Source organism: Streptomyces sp. NBC_00193 (genome assembly GCF_026342735.1).
GTDB classification, from domain to species: Bacteria; Actinomycetota; Actinomycetes; order Streptomycetales; family Streptomycetaceae; genus Streptomyces; species Streptomyces stoeckheimensis.
Map to the genome: position 1 here is coordinate 3,940,632 of NZ_JAPEMM010000001.1, position 18,857 is coordinate 3,959,488.

General features: G+C 73.9%; 18 protein-coding genes, 1 tRNA gene and 2 pseudogenes. 10 read left to right on the plus strand and 11 right to left on the minus strand.

What is annotated here, in order from left to right:
- Positions 1-68 precede the first annotated feature (68 nt).
- The 3 genes and pseudogenes from OG898_RS17495 to OG898_RS17505 form a co-directional block, all read right to left on the minus strand.
- A tRNA-Lys gene (locus tag OG898_RS17495) sits at positions 69-142 on the minus strand.
- Positions 133-715 (minus strand): annotated as a pseudogene (locus OG898_RS17500) (bifunctional DNA primase/polymerase). The gene OG898_RS17495 and the pseudogene OG898_RS17500 overlap by 10 nt, the downstream one beginning before the upstream one ends.
- A 134-nt stretch (positions 716-849) precedes the next feature.
- The gene (locus tag OG898_RS17505) at positions 850-1,197 is read right to left on the minus strand and encodes a hypothetical protein (RefSeq protein ID WP_250741240.1); all 348 of its coding nucleotides are present in this window, start codon (positions 1,195-1,197) and stop codon (positions 850-852) included.
- Positions 1,198-1,334: 137 nt separating this feature from the next.
- Between OG898_RS17505 and OG898_RS17510 the strand changes: the two genes are divergently transcribed.
- Positions 1,335-2,597, plus strand: coding sequence for a M20 family metallopeptidase (locus tag OG898_RS17510; RefSeq protein WP_266957880.1), 1,263 nt, complete (start codon positions 1,335-1,337; stop codon positions 2,595-2,597).
- On the opposite strand, the gene OG898_RS17515 is transcribed toward OG898_RS17510, so the two are convergent.
- Positions 2,587-3,162 (minus strand): NADPH-dependent FMN reductase, encoded by a 576-nt coding sequence (locus OG898_RS17515; protein WP_266957882.1) that lies wholly within the window; start codon positions 3,160-3,162, stop codon positions 2,587-2,589. The genes OG898_RS17510 and OG898_RS17515 overlap by 11 nt on opposite strands.
- A gap of 115 nt (positions 3,163-3,277) precedes the next feature.
- On the opposite strand from OG898_RS17515, the gene OG898_RS17520 reads away from it, so the two are divergent.
- A complete protein-coding gene (locus OG898_RS17520) occupies positions 3,278-3,772 on the plus strand; it encodes a MarR family winged helix-turn-helix transcriptional regulator (protein WP_266957884.1) in 495 nt (164 codons plus the stop codon).
- 6 nt (positions 3,773-3,778) lie between these two features.
- Here the strand turns inward: OG898_RS17520 and OG898_RS17525 are convergent, their stop codons facing one another.
- The 4 genes from OG898_RS17525 to OG898_RS17540 are packed head-to-tail and all read right to left on the minus strand — an operon-like array spanning position 3,779 to position 8,949.
- Positions 3,779-5,122, minus strand: a complete 1,344-nt coding sequence (locus OG898_RS17525) for an AAA domain-containing protein (protein ID WP_250741247.1) — start codon at positions 5,120-5,122, stop codon at positions 3,779-3,781.
- Positions 5,119-6,723, minus strand: coding sequence for a hypothetical protein (locus OG898_RS17530; RefSeq protein WP_266957886.1), 1,605 nt, complete (start codon positions 6,721-6,723; stop codon positions 5,119-5,121). Before OG898_RS17530 ends, OG898_RS17525 begins: the two co-directional genes overlap by 4 nt.
- Positions 6,711-7,988, minus strand: a complete 1,278-nt coding sequence (locus OG898_RS17535) for a hypothetical protein (RefSeq protein WP_266957888.1) — start codon at positions 7,986-7,988, stop codon at positions 6,711-6,713. The genes OG898_RS17530 and OG898_RS17535 overlap by 13 nt, the downstream gene beginning before the upstream one ends.
- The gene (locus tag OG898_RS17540; RefSeq protein WP_250741254.1) at positions 7,933-8,949 is read right to left on the minus strand and encodes a phosphatase PAP2 family protein; all 1,017 of its coding nucleotides are present in this window, start codon (positions 8,947-8,949) and stop codon (positions 7,933-7,935) included. The genes OG898_RS17535 and OG898_RS17540 overlap by 56 nt, the downstream gene beginning before the upstream one ends.
- A 189-nt stretch (positions 8,950-9,138) precedes the next feature.
- Between OG898_RS17540 and OG898_RS17545 the strand changes: the two are divergent.
- Positions 9,139-10,057: pseudogene (locus OG898_RS17545) on the plus strand (RNA-guided endonuclease InsQ/TnpB family protein).
- A 138-nt stretch (positions 10,058-10,195) separates the two neighbouring features.
- Positions 10,196-10,789, plus strand: coding sequence for a histidine phosphatase family protein (locus OG898_RS17550; RefSeq protein WP_250741255.1), 594 nt, complete (start codon positions 10,196-10,198; stop codon positions 10,787-10,789).
- Positions 10,790-10,852: 63 nt separating this feature from the next.
- Here OG898_RS17550 and OG898_RS17555 read toward each other — a convergent pair whose 3' ends face one another.
- Positions 10,853-12,202: a tetratricopeptide repeat protein gene (locus OG898_RS17555; RefSeq protein WP_266957892.1), complete on the minus strand. Its 1,350-nt coding sequence runs from the start codon at positions 12,200-12,202 to the stop codon at positions 10,853-10,855.
- A 317-nt stretch (positions 12,203-12,519) separates the two neighbouring features.
- Here OG898_RS17555 and OG898_RS17560 point away from each other — a divergent pair, with 317 nt between their 5' ends.
- The 3 genes from OG898_RS17560 to OG898_RS17570 all read left to right on the plus strand — a co-directional run bounded on the left by OG898_RS17560 (position 12,520) and on the right by OG898_RS17570 (position 14,386).
- Entirely contained in the window at positions 12,520-12,936 is a 417-nt protein-coding gene (locus tag OG898_RS17560; RefSeq protein ID WP_250741259.1) for a hypothetical protein, read from the plus strand.
- A gap of 142 nt (positions 12,937-13,078) precedes the next feature.
- Positions 13,079-13,867 (plus strand): spermidine synthase, encoded by a 789-nt coding sequence (locus tag OG898_RS17565; RefSeq protein WP_266960302.1) that lies wholly within the window; start codon positions 13,079-13,081, stop codon positions 13,865-13,867.
- Between the two features lie 48 nt (positions 13,868-13,915).
- Entirely contained in the window at positions 13,916-14,386 is a 471-nt protein-coding gene (locus OG898_RS17570; RefSeq protein WP_250741266.1) for a TIGR03618 family F420-dependent PPOX class oxidoreductase, read from the plus strand.
- Here the strand turns inward: OG898_RS17570 and OG898_RS17575 are convergent.
- Positions 14,383-15,909, minus strand: a complete 1,527-nt coding sequence (locus OG898_RS17575; protein ID WP_266957895.1) for a class I adenylate-forming enzyme family protein — start codon at positions 15,907-15,909, stop codon at positions 14,383-14,385. The genes OG898_RS17570 and OG898_RS17575 overlap by 4 nt on opposite strands.
- A gap of 28 nt (positions 15,910-15,937) precedes the next feature.
- Positions 15,938-16,468 (minus strand): hypothetical protein, encoded by a 531-nt coding sequence (locus OG898_RS17580; protein WP_266957897.1) that lies wholly within the window; start codon positions 16,466-16,468, stop codon positions 15,938-15,940.
- Between the two features lie 79 nt (positions 16,469-16,547).
- Between OG898_RS17580 and OG898_RS17585 the strand changes: the two genes are divergently transcribed.
- The 3 genes from OG898_RS17585 to OG898_RS17595 all read left to right on the plus strand — a co-directional run bounded on the left by OG898_RS17585 (position 16,548) and on the right by OG898_RS17595 (position 18,851).
- Positions 16,548-17,237: a response regulator transcription factor gene (locus OG898_RS17585; protein WP_250741272.1), complete on the plus strand. Its 690-nt coding sequence runs from the start codon at positions 16,548-16,550 to the stop codon at positions 17,235-17,237.
- A 7-nt stretch (positions 17,238-17,244) separates the two neighbouring features.
- Positions 17,245-18,618, plus strand: coding sequence for a HAMP domain-containing sensor histidine kinase (locus tag OG898_RS17590; protein WP_250741274.1), 1,374 nt, complete (start codon positions 17,245-17,247; stop codon positions 18,616-18,618).
- Between the two features lie 68 nt (positions 18,619-18,686).
- A complete protein-coding gene (locus OG898_RS17595; protein ID WP_250741276.1) occupies positions 18,687-18,851 on the plus strand; it encodes a DUF5993 family protein in 165 nt (54 codons plus the stop codon).
- The last annotated feature ends 6 nt before the right edge of the window (positions 18,852-18,857 follow it).

Here is an 18,857-nt window from a genome sequence, read left to right on the forward strand (position 1 = left end):
GTCTGGACCATTCTGCCTAGGACACGACGAAAAAGGCCCCCACGTGAGTGGGGGCCTTTCTCCGTCTGTGCGCCGCCAGGGACTCGAACCCCGGACCCGCTGATTAAGAGTCAGCTGCTCTAACCAACTGAGCTAGCGGCGCTTGGTGACGAGAGAGACATTAGCACCCCGAGCGGCGATCGGAAAAATCGATATCCGCAGCTCGGGTGGCGCGGACGAACGCCCACAGCAGCGCCTCGGGACCGGGCAGCCAGGGCAGCCGCGTATCGGGCGCCACGAGCCAGCGCGAGGGCCCGCCGTCCGCCGCCAGCGGGGGCACGGTGACGGCGTCGCCCGGGCCGTGGCAGAGCGGTGCGGGGACGGGGGTGCTCCACTCCTCCCAGGCCAGCAGGGCCGGGAGCCGGTGGGCCGTGCCGGGCGCGGCGAAGAGCAGGGTCCGCCCGCGGTGCACGGCGGCCGGACCGGAGCCGGGGCCTTCGGCCCAGAGCAGGTCGAGCATCCGGCGGCCGAGGACGAGGGGGACGTTGACGACGTCGAAGGCGGTCCCGCAGGGCAGCACGGCGGGCGCGGTGGGCCGGGCCTGCCAGGCGGCCAGCGTGCCTCCGGGCTGGGCGGAGGCCGAGGCCAGCCAGGCGGCGCCGGCCGGGGTGACGTGGGTCGCGGAAGCGGTCGTCGTCCGCGGGTCGAGCGCGGGGCAGCTGGTCAGCGTCGTCATGCGTCCAGGTCTACCCGCGGTAGCGGACCGATCTCCGGGAGTTACGGGAAACCGGGACAGGCCGGGTGGGACTGGGGTATGTTGCGCCCCGCATATGCCAGTGGTCGCGGCAAGGTGCCAGGAGCGGGGCGCCCTCAGGCGCCCTCGGGGGCGGTGCCGCGCAGCAGGGACTCGCCGAACTCGATCATCTTGCGGGCGTAGTCCTCGGTCCACTCCGCCTGCTCCGCGATCGCCGCAGCCGACAGCCGGTCGAACCGCCGGGGGTCCGCGAGCTGCGCCGCCGCCACCGCCTGGAACTCCACCGCCCGCTCCTGGGCGGCGCGGAAGGCGAGGGTCAGCTCCGTCGCCCGGACCAGCAGTTCCCGCGGGTCGTCTATCGATTCGAGGTCGAAGAAGTGCTCCGGGTCCGTGACGGTCTCCGACGGCTCGAAGAGCAACTGCGCGGGCCGCAGCCTCCGCTCGGTCCGCTCGGGCTCTGCCATGCGTGTCCTCCTGCTGGACGTGAGGGAAGCTTCCGGGCCGGGAAGCTCCCGGGTCGAAAAGCTTCCGGGCCACCGTCCATTGTCCAGCTTCGCGCAAGGGCGCCCGAGGGTCGCGGTGCATGGGCTAGAACGTGCGTATGGCCGATGGTGTGCACGAGACGCTGGACAAGCTCTGCGACGAGGGCATCGAGCAGGTGATCGGCTGGCGCCGTCACCTCCACCGGAATCCGGAGCTGCCGAACCGCGAGGCCGCCACCGCGCGGCTCGTGGCGCGGGAGCTCGCCGGGTTCGGACTGGACGAGGTGCGGACCGGCATCGCCGGGCACGGGGTGGTCGGGGTGCTGCGCGGCGGCCTGCCCGGGGACCGGGTGGCGGCGCTGCGGGCCGACATGGACGCGCTGCCCGTCCCCGACCGGTGCGGCGCGGACTTCGCCGCCACCGGGCAGGCCTCGCACGCCTGCGGCCACGACTGCCACACCGCGATGCTCCTCGGAGCCGCGCGCGCACTGGCCGACGTACGGGTGCGGGAGCGGCTGCCCGGAACCGTGCTGTTCGTGTTCCAGCCCGCCGAGGAGGGCCCGCCGGTGGACGAGGAGGGCGGGGCGCGCCTGATGGTGGCCGAGGGGGCCTTCGCGGACCCCGTCCCCACGATGGCCTTCGGCATGCACGTCACCCCGCACCCCAAGGGCTGGGTGGGCTACAAGTCCGGCCCGATGTACGGGGCCTCCTGCCTGGTCCGCGTCACGGTCACCGGCCGGCAGGCCCACGCCTCCTCGCCCTGGTACGGCGTCGATCCGATGCCCGCCGTCGGGGCGCTGCTGACCGGGATCGGCCAGCTCTACCGGCAGGTGTCGGCGTTCTCCCCGGTCACGGTCTCCATCGGCCACATCGAGGACGTCGGCCGGTACAACGTCATCGGTGAAACCGTCACCCTGTGGGGCACGATCCGCTGCGCCGAGGAGCGGGACATGCCCGAGGTCAAGCGCCGGCTGACCGCGCTGGCCGAGCACACCGCCGAGGCCTACGGGGCCTCCGCGACCGTCGAGCTGCTCCAGGACGTGCCCGCCGTGCGCAACGACGCGGCCTGGGTCGGGGCCGCGCTGCCCACCCTGCGCCGGGTCGCGGGCACGGACCGGGTGGTGGAGGTCGGCGGCACGCTCGGCTACGACGACGTCTCCGAGCTCATCACCCGCTTCGGCGGGCTGTACGTGATGCTCGGCGTCCAGGACACCGCCCTGGACCCGGCGAGCGGCGAGCCGGTGCCTGTCCCCGGCGGCCGGGGTCTGGTGGGCAACCACCACCCCGGTTTCTACGCCGACGACGACACCCTGATCACGGGCGTACGGCTGCACGCGCACGCCGCGTACGACCACCTGGCCGGGGCGCTCGTCACGCGCTGACCGGCGTCCTCGCCAGGGCGGCGAGCTCGTCCAGCACGGCCGCCAGCTCGGCGGCGAGGCCCTCCGGGGCCCGGAACCCGTCGGCCGTGACCAGCCCCGTGATCCCCGGGACGGCCGCCGAGGCCTCGGTCGGCACCATGCCGACGGACTCCAGCACCGGCCGCAGCATCCGGCCGGCCGGGGCGCCGCCGGAGCCGCCCGCGCTGTAGGAGAGCAGGCCGGCGGGCTTGCCCTGCCATTCGCGGTAGAGGAAGTCGATGGCGTTCTTGAAGGGTGCGGTGAAGCCGCCGTTGTACATCGGCAGGACGAAGAGGAAGGCGTCGGCGGAGTCGACCAGGGCGCTCCACGCGCGGGTGTGGGCGTGGGCGTAGATGCCGGTCGAGGCGTATTCGGGCTCGTCCAGGAAGGGCAGGGCGATCTCGGCGAGGTCGACGGGGGTGACCTCGAAGCGTGCCCGCGCCTGGGCGGCCGCCCAGTGGGCCAGGGGGCGCGCGGCGGAGGTGGGGCGGACGGAGGCGGAGATGACGTGCAGGCGGATCGGGTTTGGGTTCGGGTTCGGGTTCACGGTGGGCTCCTCGCGGCCGGGGTGATGTTGTTGACGTGTCACCTATGAGAGCGGGAGGATGGGTGACGTGTCAACTAGGTAGGTGACATGTCACGTACCGGTCTAGACTCCGACCATGGCCGAGAACGAGACGGGGAACGAGAGTGCGCCGCGCTGGCTCAGTGAGCCCGAACAGCAGGCGTGGTACGCCTGGCGGCGGATGTTTCCGCTGGTCAACGCCGATATCGCGCGCGATCTGACCCAGGACAGCGGGCTCTCCGAAGCCGACTACGACGTCCTGTCCGTCCTCGGCTCCACCGACGGCCACCGCATGCGCATCAGCGCCCTCGCCGTCCTCATGCAGTGGTCCCGCAGCAGGCTCTCCCACCAGCTCACCCGGATGGAGCAGCGGGGCATCGTCCGCCGCGAAGAGGTGGCCGACGACGGGCGCGGCGCCGAAGTGGTGCTCACCGAGCAGGGCGTCACCACGATCACGACGGCCGCCCCGCTCCACGTGGAATCGGTGCGCCGCCACCTGATCGACATCCTGACCCCGGAACAGCTGCGCACCTTCGCCGAGGTGGGCGAACTGCTCCGCACCCGCCTCGGCGTGGAGCGCAAGACCCGCTGAGCCCGGCTACGGCCTCCAGACCACCCGGTGTTCCGCCAGGTGGGCCAGCACCGAATGGTTGGCCTCCCAGCCGTCCGGGAACTTCATCGTCACGCCCAGCTGCACCGGTTCCGAGGACGGGTGGGCGTCCAGGAGATCCGCTATCCCTGCCCGGGCCACCACCACGCAGGCGTGCCGGTGCCGGGAGGCCAGGACGCACAGCCGGCCCGTCTCCAGGTGGAAGGCGGTCGCGTCCGGGCGGCCCGACAGGGGGTGCAGCACCACCGTGAGGTCGTACTCGCGGCCCTGGAGCCGGTTGGCCGTGTCCACGGTGACCCCCGTGACCCCGAGCGCGCACAGCGCCGCCCGGACCGCCGCCGCCTGGTCCCGGTGCGCGGTGCCCACCGCGATCCGGTCCGCCGTCAGCGGGGACGGGCCGCCCGCGTGCTCGTCGACCGTCACCGTGCCCCGGTCCAGCGCCCGGCGCACGACCAGGGCCACCGTCCGCACCGCCTCCGGGTCGGTGCGCGGGGTGTGCCGGGCCGGCAGCTCCAGCAGCCCCCACCCCGACTCGGCGGCCTCGTCCAGCACCCGGTCGGGGCCCGAGCCGTCGCCCGCGACCCCGTAGGACATCCGCCGCTCGCCCGGACCCGTACCGCTGCGGAACTGCGTGTACGGGTAGAACGCGCGGGAGACCAGCGGCGCGGCCGAAGCCGGCAGCCGCCAGGACACCGGCAGCCGGTGCTGCGGCAGGTCCGGGTTGTGCGCCAGCAGGGTGGACACCGCCGACGCCGAAGGATCGTAGGACAGGCCCGCCCACTGCTCGGCCCCGACCACGCTGAAGGGATCGAGCTGCCCCGGGTCGCCCACGAACAGCGCCCGGTCGAACAGCCCGGCCACGGCCAGCAGTGCGTCCGAACGCATCTGGTACGCCTCGTCCACGATGGCGTGCTCCCAGGGCTCCACGTCCTTGACCCACGCCCACTTGGCCGCCGTCGAGATCGTCACCGGAAGCCCCGCGAGGTCCCCCGGCTTCGCGGAGAGGACCACCGAGTCCAGATCGCGCAGCGCCGGATCGTAGGCGTCGCCCTCGCTGCTGTGCAGCCGGCCCACCTTCAGCTCCGGATCCTTCGCGTGCAACCGCAGCACCAGGTCGTCGACCTGCGCATTGGTCTGGGCGACCACCATCAGCCGGCGCCCGGCAGCCGCCAGGTCCCGGGCCGCGCGCACCACCAGGGTGGACTTCCCGGCCCCGGGCGGGGAGTCGACGACCACGCCCCGGGCCCCGCCGTGCAGGGTGTCGCGCAGGATGGCGTCGGTGGCCCGGCCGGCGGCCGCGCCCGGATCGAAAGCGGTGCTCGCGGTGCTCACAGGAGGTCCTCGGCGGTCACGGGGTCGGGCAGCGGCAGCACGGGAGCGTCGCCGGTCAGGTGCGCGGGCGGACCGCCGTGGGTCCACGGCGTCTGCTCGGGATCCGGCAGCTTCGGGCCGCCCCGCGCATCGTGCTCGAAGAGGGTCCAGCACACCCGGTCGCCCTTCTCCGGCACCGAGCCCGGCTCCGGGTCCTTGCCGCGGCCCATCTTGTCGAGGACGCGCAGCACGAGCCGGCCGTCCTCCTCCCACCGCACGAACTGCGCGCTCTGCGGGCGCCCGTCCAGCGAGCGGTACACCTTGGGACCCGCGCCGCCGCCGCTGCCACCGCCGTCCTCGGCGAGCTGCGGCCGGTCCTCCGTGGCCACCCACACCAGCGGGCGCGGGCTCGGCCGCTTCGACTCCGTCCACTCCATGACCACTTCGGTGACCTCACCGGCGAAGGCCTCGCCCGAGAGCCGCCGGCCCGCCATCACCAGCAGGTCGTCCAGCGCCTCCTGGGCGTCGAGCCGCACCTGCTCGGTCTCCCGCGCCGCGAGCTTGCGCGCGGCCGTCACCGCGTCGTCGCGGCGCGGCTGCGGGCCCTCGCCCGCCCGGACCCGGTCCCGGTGACCGGTGTACGACCAGCGGTCGCCGGTCCAGCGGTCCTCGGCCCGCTCGCCCTCCGGCAGTTCGCGCATCAGGTCCAGCGCGTGCCACACCGCCCACCAGGTGCTCTGCATCTGGTCCACGACCAGCCGCCGGACCGCCCGCTCGGCGAACCGCGGACCGTCGCCGTCCCTGGGCTCGGTCGTGCGCGCCGCGTCGAACTTCGCGATCGCCGGAGCCAGCAGCTTGTTGTCGAAGGCCGGATCGGTGGCCGGACCGGCCGGGGGGAGCAGCAGCTGGCCGTGCTCGTCCCGGCCGAGTTCGGCACGCAGCGCCTGCTCGGCGCCGGAGGTCCCCTCCGGCGGGTCGATCCACGCCAGCAGCGCCTGCAGGTGCTGGTCCTCCAGGTTGCTCTGGCCGGTGGCCCAGTGCCGGGAGAGCAGGTCCGTGGCCGACATCAGCATCGAGGACCCCGGTACCCGGGAGCGCTCGGCGAAGTGGGTGAACCAGCGGCCCAGCAGGGGCACCTGCGCGGGGACCGGATACGGGTTCTCGGGATCCTCCTCGGCGGTCCGCCGGAACCGCATGGACCGCCCCAGCAGCCGTACGTACTCGATGCCCGCGCGGCTCGGCACGATCAGCTGCGGCGCGTCCAGGCAGAGCTCGGCCTCCACCTTGACCCGCTTGCCCGTCTCCGGGTCGGTCTCGGTGCGCTCCACCGGCTCGACGGCGTCCGCGAACCCGTCGACGTACGGCATCAGGTTCCGGGCGAGCTCGGCCAGGAACTCCCACCGCATGTCCCGGTCGCGCGGCTGCGGCACGACCAGGATCCGGGGGTCCTGCGGGTCGGTGCCGAACATCGCGCCCAGCGGGGCTCCGGCCTCGCCCGCCGTCGTCAGCGGTACGAGGACCAGCGGCTGCTCACCGAGATGCCGGTGCCGTACGGTCGCCAGCGGCTGGGCCCGCCCGGCGCGGACGGCCTCCAGCCGGGCCAGGGTGTTCAGCAGGGACATTCGACGGCCTTCGGGCGGATGCGGGCGGGGGCTTGCTCCAGCGCCTCGGCGCGCAACCGGGCGGCGTACCGGAGCGCGACCGCGGTGGGGTCGTCGAAGGCCACGTCGGAGGCCAGGTCGAGGGCCGTGCCGGACGCCACGTCGGACGCCGTGCCGGAGGCGGATCCGGTGCCGTCGGGGCCGGTGCAGCCGGGCGCTCCGCGACCCGCGGCCGCCGCGAGGGCGGCCTCGACCGTGGTCAGCCCGCCCAGCTCGCCCCGTACGGAGCGGCCGAGCGCGGTCACCTCGTCGGCCCTGCGCGCCCGCTCCCGGCAGTGGAAGGCCAGCTCGCAGGCGGCCAGGCACTCGGGGGCGTAGGCGGCGGACACGGCCGACACGGCCTCGGTCAGCTCCTCGGCGGAGCACGCCGGATCGAAGGTGAGGCCTTCGGGCAGGGCCCCGGCCAGCTCCTCGACCCGGGTGAGCCGCTCCAGCTGGCGCCGGGTCACGGAGCGCTCGCGGCGGACGTCGACGGGGGCCGCGGTGGGCAGGTTCGAGAAGTCCTTGGGGCAGACGAGCAGCACGGTGTGCCCGACCTCGGCCCCGGCCACCTTCGCGGCGGTCGTCTCCAGGGCCAGCACGTAGACGGCGGCCTGCCGGGCGGCGGCGCCCACCTTCGCGGCGTCGGCGGCCCCGTCGATCATCGGGAACGACTTGATCTCCACCACGGTCCAGCGCCCGTCGGGGTGCACGACGACCGCGTCCGGCTCCAGGTAGGCGGGGGAGCCGGCCACCTCCAGCGCGAGCATGGGGTGGTCGAGCAGGGTCCAGGCCCCGGCGGCGGTCGCCTCGCGCAGCGCGAGCGCGGTGCGGGCGGCGCGGCCCTGGGGGCCCGCGGCGGTCAGGTCGGGGGTGAGGGCGTCCGGTCCGGGCGGGCCGGCCGCGCCGCCGGGCCCCGCGCCATCGGACCCCGCGCCGAGGTGCTCGTACACCAGCCGCAGGAGCTCGGCTCCGCCGTCGCCCTTGACCTTGGCCTCGAAGGAGTTGCCGCGCACTATGGCGAACTGCGACTGCCCGAAGGCCGCGGGGGAGCCGAGGGCCGCCGCGAGGACGGTCTTGTCCACGCCGGCGCCGTCGAGCAGGGCCCGTCTGCCGCAGCCGGGGTTGGCGGCGAGGGCCGCCAGCGCGCGGGCGTCGAGCGGGCGCGGTGCGACGGCGGGGCCGCGCAGGTCAGCGAGCCGTTGCCGCAGTGTTCTCGGGGGATTCAGGGGACTCGGGGGATTCATCGGCTGCGCGGCTTGCGCGGCCTGCCATGCCGCCGGCTGCGCCGTCGGTCCGGGGGACCGCGGCGGGGTCTGCGACGGCTGACCGCTGGACGGGTAGGAGCTCACCCGCGGAAGTCTCCCATCCGCCACTGACAATCGTGGACTTACCGCGGAAACCCGCTGTTCGGGTGGTGTGCGGGGCGGGCTCGGCGGACCCGCCGGACGCGGGGAGTCCGGCCCCGGCGGCCCGGGCGATCCCGGTGATCCCGGCGGGCAGGGCGCGGGCCGCGAGGTAGCCGGCCCCCATCACGGCGGCCCCGGCGACGGCGTCGAGGAAGTAGTGGTTGGCCGTGCCCATGACCACGACGGTGGTGACGGCGGGGTACGCGGCGCCCAGCGCCCGGACCAGCGGCCGGCGCGCGCAGCTCCACAGCACGATCCCGCACCACAGTGCCCACCCCACGTGCAGGCTGGGCATGGCGGCGAACTGGTTGGTGAAGGAGCCGAGCCCGCGCGGTGCGCTGGCCTCCCCGCCCCACCAGCCGTAGGCGCTGTAGTGGGCCATCGTGTCGGTGAACCCGTACGAGGCGTCGAGCAGCCGGGGCGGACAGGTGGGCACCAGGGCGAAGCCGACGAGCCCGAGGAGGGTGGAGACCATCAGCCAGGTGCGGGCGAAACGATACTGCTGGGGGCGGCGCCGGTAGAGCCAGACCAGCACCGCGGGGGTGACGAGGTAGTGCAGGGAGGCGTAGACGAAGTCGGCGGGTATGCCGAGCACCGCCTGCCCGGTGAAGAGCCGGTTGAGCGGCCGCTCCAGATCGAGGGCCAGGAGCTCCTCCGTGCGCAGGATCGCGAGCCCGTGGTCCACTGCCAGCCCGACGTCGCCCCGGGCGAGGAGTCTGCCACCCGAGTACGCCGCGTAGACGAGCCCCAGGAGCAGCAGTTCGGCCCACCAACGCGGAGGCTGCCGCCTATTAGTCATACGGCGTATGACGTGCGTGAAGACGCAAGGGTTGCGTGGTTCACCAGAACCTCCGAGGGAACCGCGCCCTTCAGGGTGGGGAGGAACCCGACTCCTGCGGAGCGGGGCGACGTGCTGGTGTTCGCTGCCAGGGCGGATCTCGGTGCCCTGACCCGCAGCTTTGGTCTTCACACGTAGCCTCGCCAGCTTGTGAGCGTGGCAACACGCCAAGTGAAGCGGGCGTTCAAGTACCGCTTCTATCCGACCGATGCGCAGGCAGCTGAGCTGTCTCGCACCTTCGGTTGTGTGCGGAAGGTCTACAACCTGGCGCTCGCTGCCCGTACGGAGGCGTGGGCGCGGCAGGAGCGGGTCACCTGCAACGCCACCTCGGCGATGCTGACGGCGTGGAAGAAGACCGAGGAGCTGTCCTACCTCTCCGAGGTGTCGTCCGTTCCGCTCCAGCAGGGCCTTCGGCATCTGCAGAGCGCGTTTGCCGGCTTTTTCGCCAAGCGGGGCAGCTACCCGCGCTTCAAGTCGAGGAAGAAGTCCCGCAGGTCCGCCGAGTACACGTCCAGCGCGTTCCGTTACCGAGATGGTGCGCTGACCTTGGCGAAGATGGCGGACCCGCTGGCGATCGTGTGGTCGAGGGCGCAAGGTTGCCAAGATCCATGCTCGGATCGCCGACCGCAGGCGTGGCCACCTGCACAAGCTGACCACTCGGCTCGTTCGTGAGAACCAAACGATCGTGATCGAGGACCTGACCGTGCGCAACATGGTCAAGAACCACACCCTGGCCCGCGCCATCTCAGACGCGGCCTGGACCACGATGCGCGGCATGCTGAAGTACAAGAGCGTCTGGTACGGAAGAGACCTGATCACCATCGACCGATGGTTCCCCTCCTCCAAGCTGTGCTCCGCCTGCGGCACCATCGCGGGCGAGATGCCGCTGCACATCCGTGAGTGGACGTGCGGTTGCGGTGTGACCCACGACCGCGACGTGAACGCGGCGAAGAACATTCTGGCGGCCGGGCCGGCCGTGTCTGTCTGTGGAGCTGGTGTAAGACCTCAACGGAGCACTCCGGGCGGGCAGTCGGCGACGAAGCAGAAAACCCCACGGCGCGAGCCGTAGGAACCCCCTCCCTTCAGGGAGAGGGAGGATGCCAACTGATGGATGATGGAGCGGCGCGACGTAACCCCCGCAAAGCCGTGCGAATGGTCGGGTCCGTCGGTGCTCCGACCCTCCAGCCCCTTGACCAGGAGAACTCATATGGCCCCCCGCATCCTCTTGGCCCGTCACGGCCAGACGGCGTGGTCCCAGCTCGGCAAGCACACCGGACGCACGGACGTGCCCCTGCTGGAGGAGGGGAAGCGCGGTGCCAAGCTGCTCGGCGAGCGCCTCGCCCGCGACCCGTGGGCGAGCCTGCGCGGGCTGGAGGTGCGCACCAGCCCCCTGGTGCGGGCCAGCGAGAGCTGCGACCTGGCCGGCTTCGGCATCCAGGCGGAGCCGTGGGACGCGCTGATGGAATGGGACTACGGCGACTACGAGGGCATGACCCCGGCCGAGATCCAGGCGATCCGGCCCGGCTGGCTGATCTGGCGCGACGGGGTCCCGGGCGGCGAGTCCGTCGCGGACGTCTCGGCCCGCGCCGACGAGGTCGTCACCTGGGCCCGCTCGGCCGAACGCGACGTCCTCGTCTTCGCGCACGGCCACATCCTGCGCACCCTGGCCGCACGCTGGCTCGGCTTCGAGGCCTCCTTCGGCGCCCGCATCCGCCTGGAGCCCACCTCCCTGTCGGTCCTGGGCTGGGCGTACGGAGCCCCCGCACTGGAACGCTGGAACGACACGGGGCACCTGGAGTAATCCAGCCCCTCCCAGGGGCTCAGGCGCAGCGCGCCGATCCTGACCCGCCCCCCCCCCGCAGGGTCAGGCCGAGGCGTGCTTGGCGAGGAACGAGCCCACCCGCGGGGAGCGCTGGTGCGGAACCAGCGTGCGGGCCGTCGCCGCCAGCATCGACTGGATCCGGGTCGACTGGACCTCGTCCAGCAGCTCCAGCACCCGGCCGCCCGCCCACGCGGCCTCGTCGGGGGCGCCCGCGTGGGCCAGGTTGTCGGCCAGCTCCGCGGTGTAGAGGGCGACGTTGCGCGCGAAGTGCGGGTCCTGGAGGTCCGCCGCCCGGCGGGCGTGCCGGGCGGCCCGGGCGTGCTCGCCGAGCGCGGCCCAGCAGCGGGACTCCAGGGACTCCAGCTCTGCCTCGCCGAAGAAGGACATCCACTCGGGGTCCGCCCACGCCGCGCCGCGCGAGAACTCCGTGTGCGCCCGGGTCAGCGCCTCCTCGCAGGCCTTGCGGTCGGACAGTCCCGCCCAGCCGCCGGCCTCCCGCAGGGCGAGCAGCGACAGGAGCCGCGGGGAACCGAGCGAACGGGCGGCGCGGCGGCCCGCCTGGGCCGCCCGTACCGATTCGCGGGGGCGCCCGCAGTCCCGGGCGAGGAACGCCATGTTGCTGAAGGCGTGCGCCTCCAGGCCGGCGTCCCCGGAGACCCGGGCCGTGGCCAGCGCCTCCGCGTAGTGCGAGCGGGCGTCATCGAACCGGCCCGAGTCGTGCGCGAGCCAGCCCACCGAGATGGCCAGCTCGCCCGCGCCCGCGTGCAGCCGGTCCTCGGTGGACTGCCGGGTCGCCCCCGCGTCGAGCAACGCGTAGGCGGTGCGCAGGGGTTCCGCGGCCCGCCGGTACAGGGCGTCGGCGCCGTGCCGGTCGTCCAGCAGCCGGATCTGGCGTACGGCGTCCTCGACGGCGGCCGCCTCGGACTCGCCGGCGCGGGAGGGGAGCCGGCGGGTGTCGCCGAGCAGGGTGAGGCTGAGGGTCGCGGCCGCCACGGTCGCGGAGCCCCCCGCCATGAACGCGCGACGCAACACGTCGCTCTCCTTGGAACGCGAAGGGGCAGGGAAGCCGGTGGGGTGGGAGCGCGGGGCGAAGGCGGAGAGGGGGGCGGCCTGTTCGCGCTGCGCCAGCCGGCCCCGTACCGTCTCGCGCGGGGAGAACCCGAGGTCGGCCAGGGTGCGGCCGGGGAACATGTGGAGGAAGACCCGCTCGTAGGCGTAGTTGGGGCAGCGGATCTCGCCGGACTCGACCCGGCCGATGTAACGGGCGTCGCAGGAAACCGTTTCTCCGATTTCCTTCGCCGCCCTGCGCACCATCGCGGCGAACTCGGCCGGGGAGTGCTGACCGCGCAGCCGCCGGAAGGGGGTGTTGGGTGAGTGGGGGGACGCCGCCATGGACGTGGCCTCTCTGGGCAAGTGATTGCGCTGCCGGTGCCTGTGCGGTGAAGCGGTGGTGCCTGTGTGACGCGCTGCCCGGCGGGCACGAACGTACCGCCAGCGACGGAGGGTTGACTCGGTGTTTGGCTACAAAACGGATATCTCACCCGCGATCCGCCATGAACTGCCATCCTTTGCAGCGTCTTGCCGCCGCACCTGTTGACGTTCCCGTGCGTTGAACTCATGCGGAGTGGGAGGAAGCCCGCAGGCTTCCGTGACCGCTCCCGCGATGCTCGTACGCGGATCGAGGAGGGGTTCCCTTGGTGGAGGGCGGCATGGAGAGTACGGACACGAACACCGCGCCCGAGCCGGGAGCAGCCCTCCTCATGGGCGCCCCGGACCTGGTCACCGTGCCCACCCGGCAGGGGCTGGAGGCCGTCGACATCATCCAGCGGGCCGCCGGCCAGGCCAGCCACGCGTGCGGCGTCGGCCCGGTCCTGCACGACGGCTCCGGCAGCACCCTCGGCTTCCTCGTCCCGCCCGGCACCGCCGACGCCTGGGACCTCCCGGGCAGCGCCTGTACGCACACCAACGGGCGCGGCATGCGCTTCGGCGACAGCTCGCCCACCGCGGGCGACACCGGCTGGCTGCTGCCGCCGGAGGCCGTCGGGCCGGTCACCGACCCGGAGGTGCTGCGGGCGGCGCTCGGCGAGGCGGCCCGGCTGATCGAGGCCGCCGACAACTGCCGCTGACGCCCGTCGGGCCCTGACCAGCCATAATGAGGGCGTGGCGAGCAAGGGCAAGGGCAAGGGCAGCGACAAGGGCAGTGACAAGCGGCGCGGGCGCGAGACCGCCGAGGCGCCGGCCGGGCCGGTCGACGGCGGCCACGCCGCGCTGGAGCCCGACCGGGAGCGGTCGCGCGCCTGGACCCTGCTGATCGACGGCGCCCCGCAGTCCCACGTGGACCTGGACGATCCCGGCCACCTGGACTTCTCCTACCAGCGCCGGATCGGCCACCTGATCGATCTCTTCGCCCCCGCACGCCAGCCCCTGAACGTGCTCCACCTCGGCGGTGGCGCCTTCACCCTCGCCCGCTACACGGCCGCCTCCCGCCCCCGCTCGACGCAGCAGATCGTCGAGATCGACGCCGGGCTCGTGGCCTTCGTACGGGAGCACCTGCCGCTGGACCCGCAGGCCCGGGTCCGGGTCCGCGCGGTCGACGCCCGGGCCGGGCTGGCGAAGGTCCCGGACGGCTGGGCCGACCTGGTGATCGCCGACGTGTTCAGCGGGGCCCGCACCCCGGCGCACCTGACGAGCGCCGAGTTCCTGGACGACGTACGCCGGGCCCTGGCGCCGGGCGGCTGGTACGTGGCGAACCTCGCCGACGGTCCGCCGCTCTCCCATCTGCGGGGCCAGATCGCCACGGCCGCGTCCCGGTTCGCGGAACTGGCGCTGGCCGCCGACCCCGTGGTGTGGCGGGGGAAGCGTTTCGGCAACGCCGTGCTGGTGGCCGCCGACCGGGAGCTGCCGGTCGCGGAGTTCACCCGCCGGGTGGCGAGCGACCCGCACCCCGGCCGGGTCGAACACGGCCGCGCCCTCATCGACTTCGCGGGCGGAGCCGCCCCGGTCTCGGACGCCTCGGCGGTGGCCTCGCCGGAGCCTCCGCCGTCGGTTTTCCGCTGAGGCCCGGCCGGCTGGAATGCCCGGCTGGACACGGGAGTTGATCACGGCATGACTCAGAAGCCCGCAGCTCCCCGCGCCCTGTCCGACGACGCCCTCTCCGAACTGCTGGGCACTCGGCAGTTCGGGACCCTCGCCACCAACAAGAGCAGTGGCCATCCGCATCTGACGACCATGCTCTACAGCTGGGACGCCGAAGCGCGGATCGTGCGGTTCTCCACCACAGCCGACCGCATCAAGGTCAAGCAGCTCCGGCGTGACCCGCGCGCCGCCGTGCACGTTCCGGGCGCCGACGTCTGGTCGTTCGCCGTGGCCGAGGGCGAGGCCGAGGTCTCCGAGATCACGACCGCGCCGGGGGACGCGGTCGGGCGGGAGCTGCTCGCGATGGTGCCGGAGGCCGCGAAGCCGCGGGGCCGCGAGGACGAGGACGCGTTCCTGGAGCAGTTGGTCGCCGAGCGCCGGGTGGTCATCCGGCTGAAGGTGTCCCGGCTGTACGGGACGGCTCTCGACGTCAACGGCTAGGCCGTCGCACCGTCGCTTCCCTGTGTGGCCGGCCGGGACGGGTCCGCCGCCAGCTCCCGCAGGCGCCGCTTGTCCGGCTTGCCGCGGTCCGTCAGCGGGAGCGCCGGCAGCCAGAACACCGCCGTCGGCCGCTGGCCCGGCGCCAGCTCCGCCGCGACCAGCGCGCACGCCTCGGCCGCCGCCTCCTCCGTCGGGGCGTGCCCGGGGGCCGCGACGAGGAAGGCGCACACCGCCTCCCCGGTGAGCGGGTCCGTCCGCCCGACGACGGCCGCCCGGGCCACGGCGGGGTGCCGGGTCAGGGCCGTCTCGATCGGGCCGCAGTAGATGTTCGCCCCGTGCACCATGACCACGTCCTTGACCCGGTCGTCGAGGTACAGGTACCCGTCGGCGTCGAAGTGCCCGACGTCACCCGTGCGCAGCCAGCCGTCGTGCAGGACCTCGGCGGTCAGGGCGGGCTGGTTGCGGTAGCCGGCCATGACCATGGGGGAGCGCACCCACACCTCCCCGGTGGCCCCGGGCGCGGCCCCGCGCACCTCGACCTCCACCCCGGGCGCCGGGCGGCCGGCGGAGCCGAGCAGGTGGGGGCGGTCGGTGGCCGCCGCGTCGTGGTCGGCCGGGGAGAGCCGGCTGAGTACCCCGGCCTCGTTCATCCCGTAGCCCTGGGTCCAGCGCACCCCCGGACCCCACCGGGTCAGGGCCCGCCGCAGCCGTTCCGGGTGGACGGGGGAGTCGCCGTAGGAGACCCGTACCAGTCCGGGTACGCCGTCGGCGGTCTCCGGGTCGTCGAGCAGCCGGTACAGCATCGAGGGCGTCAGGTACGTGGCCGCGGGCCCGAGCCGCCGGCAGGCCTCGGCGAACTCCCGGGTGCCGAAGGGGTGCAGGATCTCGGAGCGGCCGCCGACGCGCAGCTGCTCCAGGCACCGGCCGCCGGAGCGCTGGGAGAGCGAGTCGGTCGACACGAACACCAGCGGGGTGGAGTCCGGGGAGTCCGTGCGGGTTGCCGTACGGGCCGCCATCGCGGCGAAGGTGGAGGCCACCCCCTTCGGCCGGCCCGTCGTGCCGCCCGTGTAGGTCACCCGGGCCACGTCCTCGTCGCGCGCCGCCACCTCGACGGGCAGCGCCTCCCGGGCGGAGGCCGACTCCAGCAGTGCGGCCAGGCCGATGCGGGCCCCCGGGCCCGGCGGCACCGGGGTGTCGTGGACCACCAGGGCGGGCGCGCAGTCCCGTAGCAGGTGGTCGAGTCCGTGGGTCGTGGGGCCGACGCACACGTGGGTCAGCCGGGCTCCCAGCACGTGCGCGGCCAGCCGTACGAGCAGGCTCTCGGGCGGGTTGCCCGCCGTGACGCAGGCCAGCCCGGAGCCGCGCCGGATCCCGAGGTCGGCCAGGGCGCCCGCCAGCCGGTACGTCCGGTCCAGCACCTCGGAGTAGGTCAGGACCCAGGACCCCGAACCGAAGGCGGGGCGGTCCGCGTACCGCTCGCAGGCGTCGATCAGGTCGGTGACGTAGCGCGCGCCGGTGCTCATGGCGCCACGGTATCCGGCGGTCGGCCGCCTACGGGTCGACGAGCTCCACCAGCGGCGGGTGGTCGTGCCAGGTGCAGAACACCGACACCTCGCGGCCGTCACGGGTGAAGGTGACGCGGATCCAGGACGGCTGCTTCCAGACCTGCATCCGCCAGCCGGCGAGCGGGGTCGCCGAAACCAGCTCGGCGGAGGTGGCGCCGAGATCGAAGACGACCCGGCCGCCCGAGACGCTGTACGCCTTCACGTTCTCGCTCGGGGGCGTCTGCCGCCGTGAAGGGGGCGTGGGCGGCGCGGAGGGCTTGGCGGAAGGGGAGGGCGAGGTCGGCGTCGCGGACGGCGACGGGGAGGGGGAGGGAGAGGGCGTCGGCTCCGGCGGCTGCGCCCGATGGGTGGAGGAGGAGAGGGGCTGCACGGCCAGCGGCACCGCGAGCGGCGGATCGTAGGCGGTACCGGACATGACCGAGTGCACGCCCCACCACGACAGCGTCACCGCCGCCCCGGTCGCCAGGGTCCACGCGCCCGCGTGGCCGACTGCTCTACCGACCTGTCCTCTTCGCATCGGGGGACATACTGCACCACCCGTCCCAGACCTGGCCCGCCACCCCTCGGCATCCCCCGAATGGGCTACCGTGCGGGCCATGGCAAGTGTGCTCGTGGTCGAGGACGACCAGTTCGTACGTTCCGCCCTCATCCGGCACCTGACCGAGGCCTCGCACACGGTGCGCAGCGTCGGCACCGCCCTGGAGGCGCTGCGCGAGGTCGCGCACAACCGCTTCGACGTGGTGATCCTCGACCTCGGACTGCCCGACCTGGACGGGGCCGAGGCGCTCAAGATGCTGCGCGGGATCACCGACGTGCCCGTCATCATCGCGACCGCCCGCGACGACGAGGCGGAGATCGTCCGGCTGCTCAACGACGGCGCCGACGACTACCTGACCAAACCTTTCTCCGTGGAGCACCTCTCCGCCCGGATGGCCGCCGTCCTGCGCCGTGCCCGTTCCGCCGCCGGGGCCGAACCGCCCTCCCGCGTGCTGCGCGTCGGCGGCCTCGCGATCGACCCGCTGCGCCGCCAGGCCGAGCTGGACGGGGCCGTACTGGACCTCACGCGGCGGGAGTTCGACCTGCTGGCCTTCCTGGCCGGGCGGCCGGGCGTGGTCGTGGCCCGCCGGGAGCTGCTCGCCGAGGTCTGGCAGCAGTCGTACGGCGACGACCAGACCATCGACGTCCACCTGTCGTGGCTGCGCCGCAAGCTCGGCGAGACCGCCGCCAGTCCCCGCTACCTGCACACGCTGCGGGGGGTCGGGGTCAAGCTGGAGCCGCCGCAGTGATGCGCGGATGAGGTGGGCCCTGGTCAAGGTGTGCCTCGCGGTCACCGTGATGGTGGTCGTCGCCTTCGCCGTACCGCTCGGGCTGGTCGTCCAGGAGATGGCCAGCGACCGGGCGTTCTCCAACGCCGAGCGGCAGGCCGCCACCATCGGGCCGACGCTGTCCATCACCACCGACCCGGTGCAGTTGCGCAAGGCCGTGGAGTCCACGCAGATGGGCGCCGACCGGCGGATGGCCGTCCACGTGCCGGCCATCGGGGACGACCCGCGCGTGGACATCGGCGACGGCTGGGCCGGCGAGCGCGCCGTCTCGGAGGTCCGGCGGATCGGGCGGGCCGCGACGGCCCCGGTGGCGGGCGGCGGCTTCGCGCTGCTCCAGCCCGTGGCGCTCGGTTCCGGGGACATCGCCGTCGTGGAGATCCACGTGCCGGAGAGCGAGGTCAGCAATGGCGTCGCCACCGCCTGGGTGGTTCTCGCGGGCGTCGGCCTCGCCCTGATCGTGGGCTCGGTGGCGGTCGCGGACCGGCTCGGCGCCCGTCTGGTGCGGCCGGCCGAGCGGCTCGCGGACGCCGCGCACCGGCTGGGCGAGGGGCGGCTGGGGGCGCGGGTCCCGGAGGAGGGGCCGAAGGAACTCCGCTCGGCGGCCGTCGCGTTCAACTCGATGGCGGATCAGGTGGTGGAACTCCTGGCCAACGAGCGGGAGCTGGCCGCCGACCTCTCGCACCGGCTGCGGACCCCGCTGACGGTGCTGCGGCTCAACGCGGCCTCCCTCGGCGACGGTCCGGCCGCGGAGCAGACCCGGGCGGCCGTGGAGCAGCTGGAGCGGGAGGTCGACACGATCATCCGTACCGCCCGCGAGCAGCGACCGGCCGCCGCGCAGGGGCCGGGCGCCGGCTGCGACGCCTCCGAGGTGATCCGCGACCGGATGGGGTTCTGGTCGGCGCTGGCGGAGGACGAGGGCCGCGAGGTGCGGCTCGCGGGGGTCGACCGTACGGTACGGATCCCCGTGGCCCGGCCGGAGCTGGCCGCGGCGCTGGACGCCATGCTCGGCAACGTGTTCCGGCACACCCCCGAGGGCACCCCCTTCGCGGTGGACGTCCACGACGCGGGGGACGCGGTCATCGTGCTCGTCTCGGACGCGGGGGGCGGCATCGCCGATCCGGACGCGGCCCTGCGGCGCGGCAACGACGGGGGCCGCGACGGGTCCACGGGCCTGGGGCTGGACATCGTCCGGCGGGTCGCGGAGTCGACGGGCGGGGACGTGCGGCTGGGGCGTTCGGTGCTCGGCGGCACCGAGGTGCGGGTGTGGATCGCGCTGGACGGGCGGTCGCGGGGCGAGTCCGCGCGTACCGGACGCGGCCGGCGCAAGCGGCGACGCAACTGACGTAACCCTGGGGCGGGCGGGGGCGCGCCGCGCGCCCGGTATGTCCCGCTGTCGGTACGGTCCGCGCCATGGACACCCTCATCTTCGGCGGCCTCCTCGCCACGCTGATCGCGATGTACCGGGACGCCCCGCGGTTCGTCGTGCTCGGCGCCTGGTGGCTCATGCTCCTCGCCGTGATCCTGCTGATGGCGCACCACATCACCAGCAGCCTCGCCCTCACCTTGAGCTACTGACCGTGG

Bases quoted from the DNA above. Each gene is read 5' to 3' on its own strand.
- OG898_RS17595 (WP_250741276.1), top strand. From the start codon at position 18,687: ATGGACACCCTCATCTTCGGCGGCCTCCTCGCCACGCTGATCGCGATG.
- OG898_RS17575 (WP_266957895.1), bottom strand. From the start codon at position 15,909: ATGAGCACCGGCGCGCGCTACGTCACCGACCTGATCGACGCCTGCGAG.
- OG898_RS17505 (WP_250741240.1), bottom strand. From the start codon at position 1,197: ATGGCAGAGCCCGAGCGGACCGAGCGGAGGCTGCGGCCCGCGCAGTTG.
- OG898_RS17580 (WP_266957897.1), bottom strand. From the start codon at position 16,468: ATGCGAAGAGGACAGGTCGGTAGAGCAGTCGGCCACGCGGGCGCGTGG.
- OG898_RS17535 (WP_266957888.1), bottom strand. From the start codon at position 7,988: ATGAATCCCCCGAGTCCCCTGAATCCCCCGAGAACACTGCGGCAACGG.
- OG898_RS17560 (WP_250741259.1), top strand. From the start codon at position 12,520: ATGGAGAGTACGGACACGAACACCGCGCCCGAGCCGGGAGCAGCCCTC.
- OG898_RS17540 (WP_250741254.1), bottom strand. From the start codon at position 8,949: ATGACTAATAGGCGGCAGCCTCCGCGTTGGTGGGCCGAACTGCTGCTC.
- OG898_RS17555 (WP_266957892.1), bottom strand. From the start codon at position 12,202: ATGGCGGCGTCCCCCCACTCACCCAACACCCCCTTCCGGCGGCTGCGC.
- OG898_RS17510 (WP_266957880.1), top strand. From the start codon at position 1,335: ATGGCCGATGGTGTGCACGAGACGCTGGACAAGCTCTGCGACGAGGGC.
- OG898_RS17550 (WP_250741255.1), top strand. From the start codon at position 10,196: ATGGCCCCCCGCATCCTCTTGGCCCGTCACGGCCAGACGGCGTGGTCC.
- OG898_RS17570 (WP_250741266.1), top strand. From the start codon at position 13,916: ATGACTCAGAAGCCCGCAGCTCCCCGCGCCCTGTCCGACGACGCCCTC.
- OG898_RS17590 (WP_250741274.1), top strand. From the start codon at position 17,245: ATGAGGTGGGCCCTGGTCAAGGTGTGCCTCGCGGTCACCGTGATGGTG.
- OG898_RS17520 (WP_266957884.1), top strand. From the start codon at position 3,278: ATGGCCGAGAACGAGACGGGGAACGAGAGTGCGCCGCGCTGGCTCAGT.
- OG898_RS17530 (WP_266957886.1), bottom strand. From the start codon at position 6,723: ATGTCCCTGCTGAACACCCTGGCCCGGCTGGAGGCCGTCCGCGCCGGG.
- OG898_RS17585 (WP_250741272.1), top strand. From the start codon at position 16,548: ATGGCAAGTGTGCTCGTGGTCGAGGACGACCAGTTCGTACGTTCCGCC.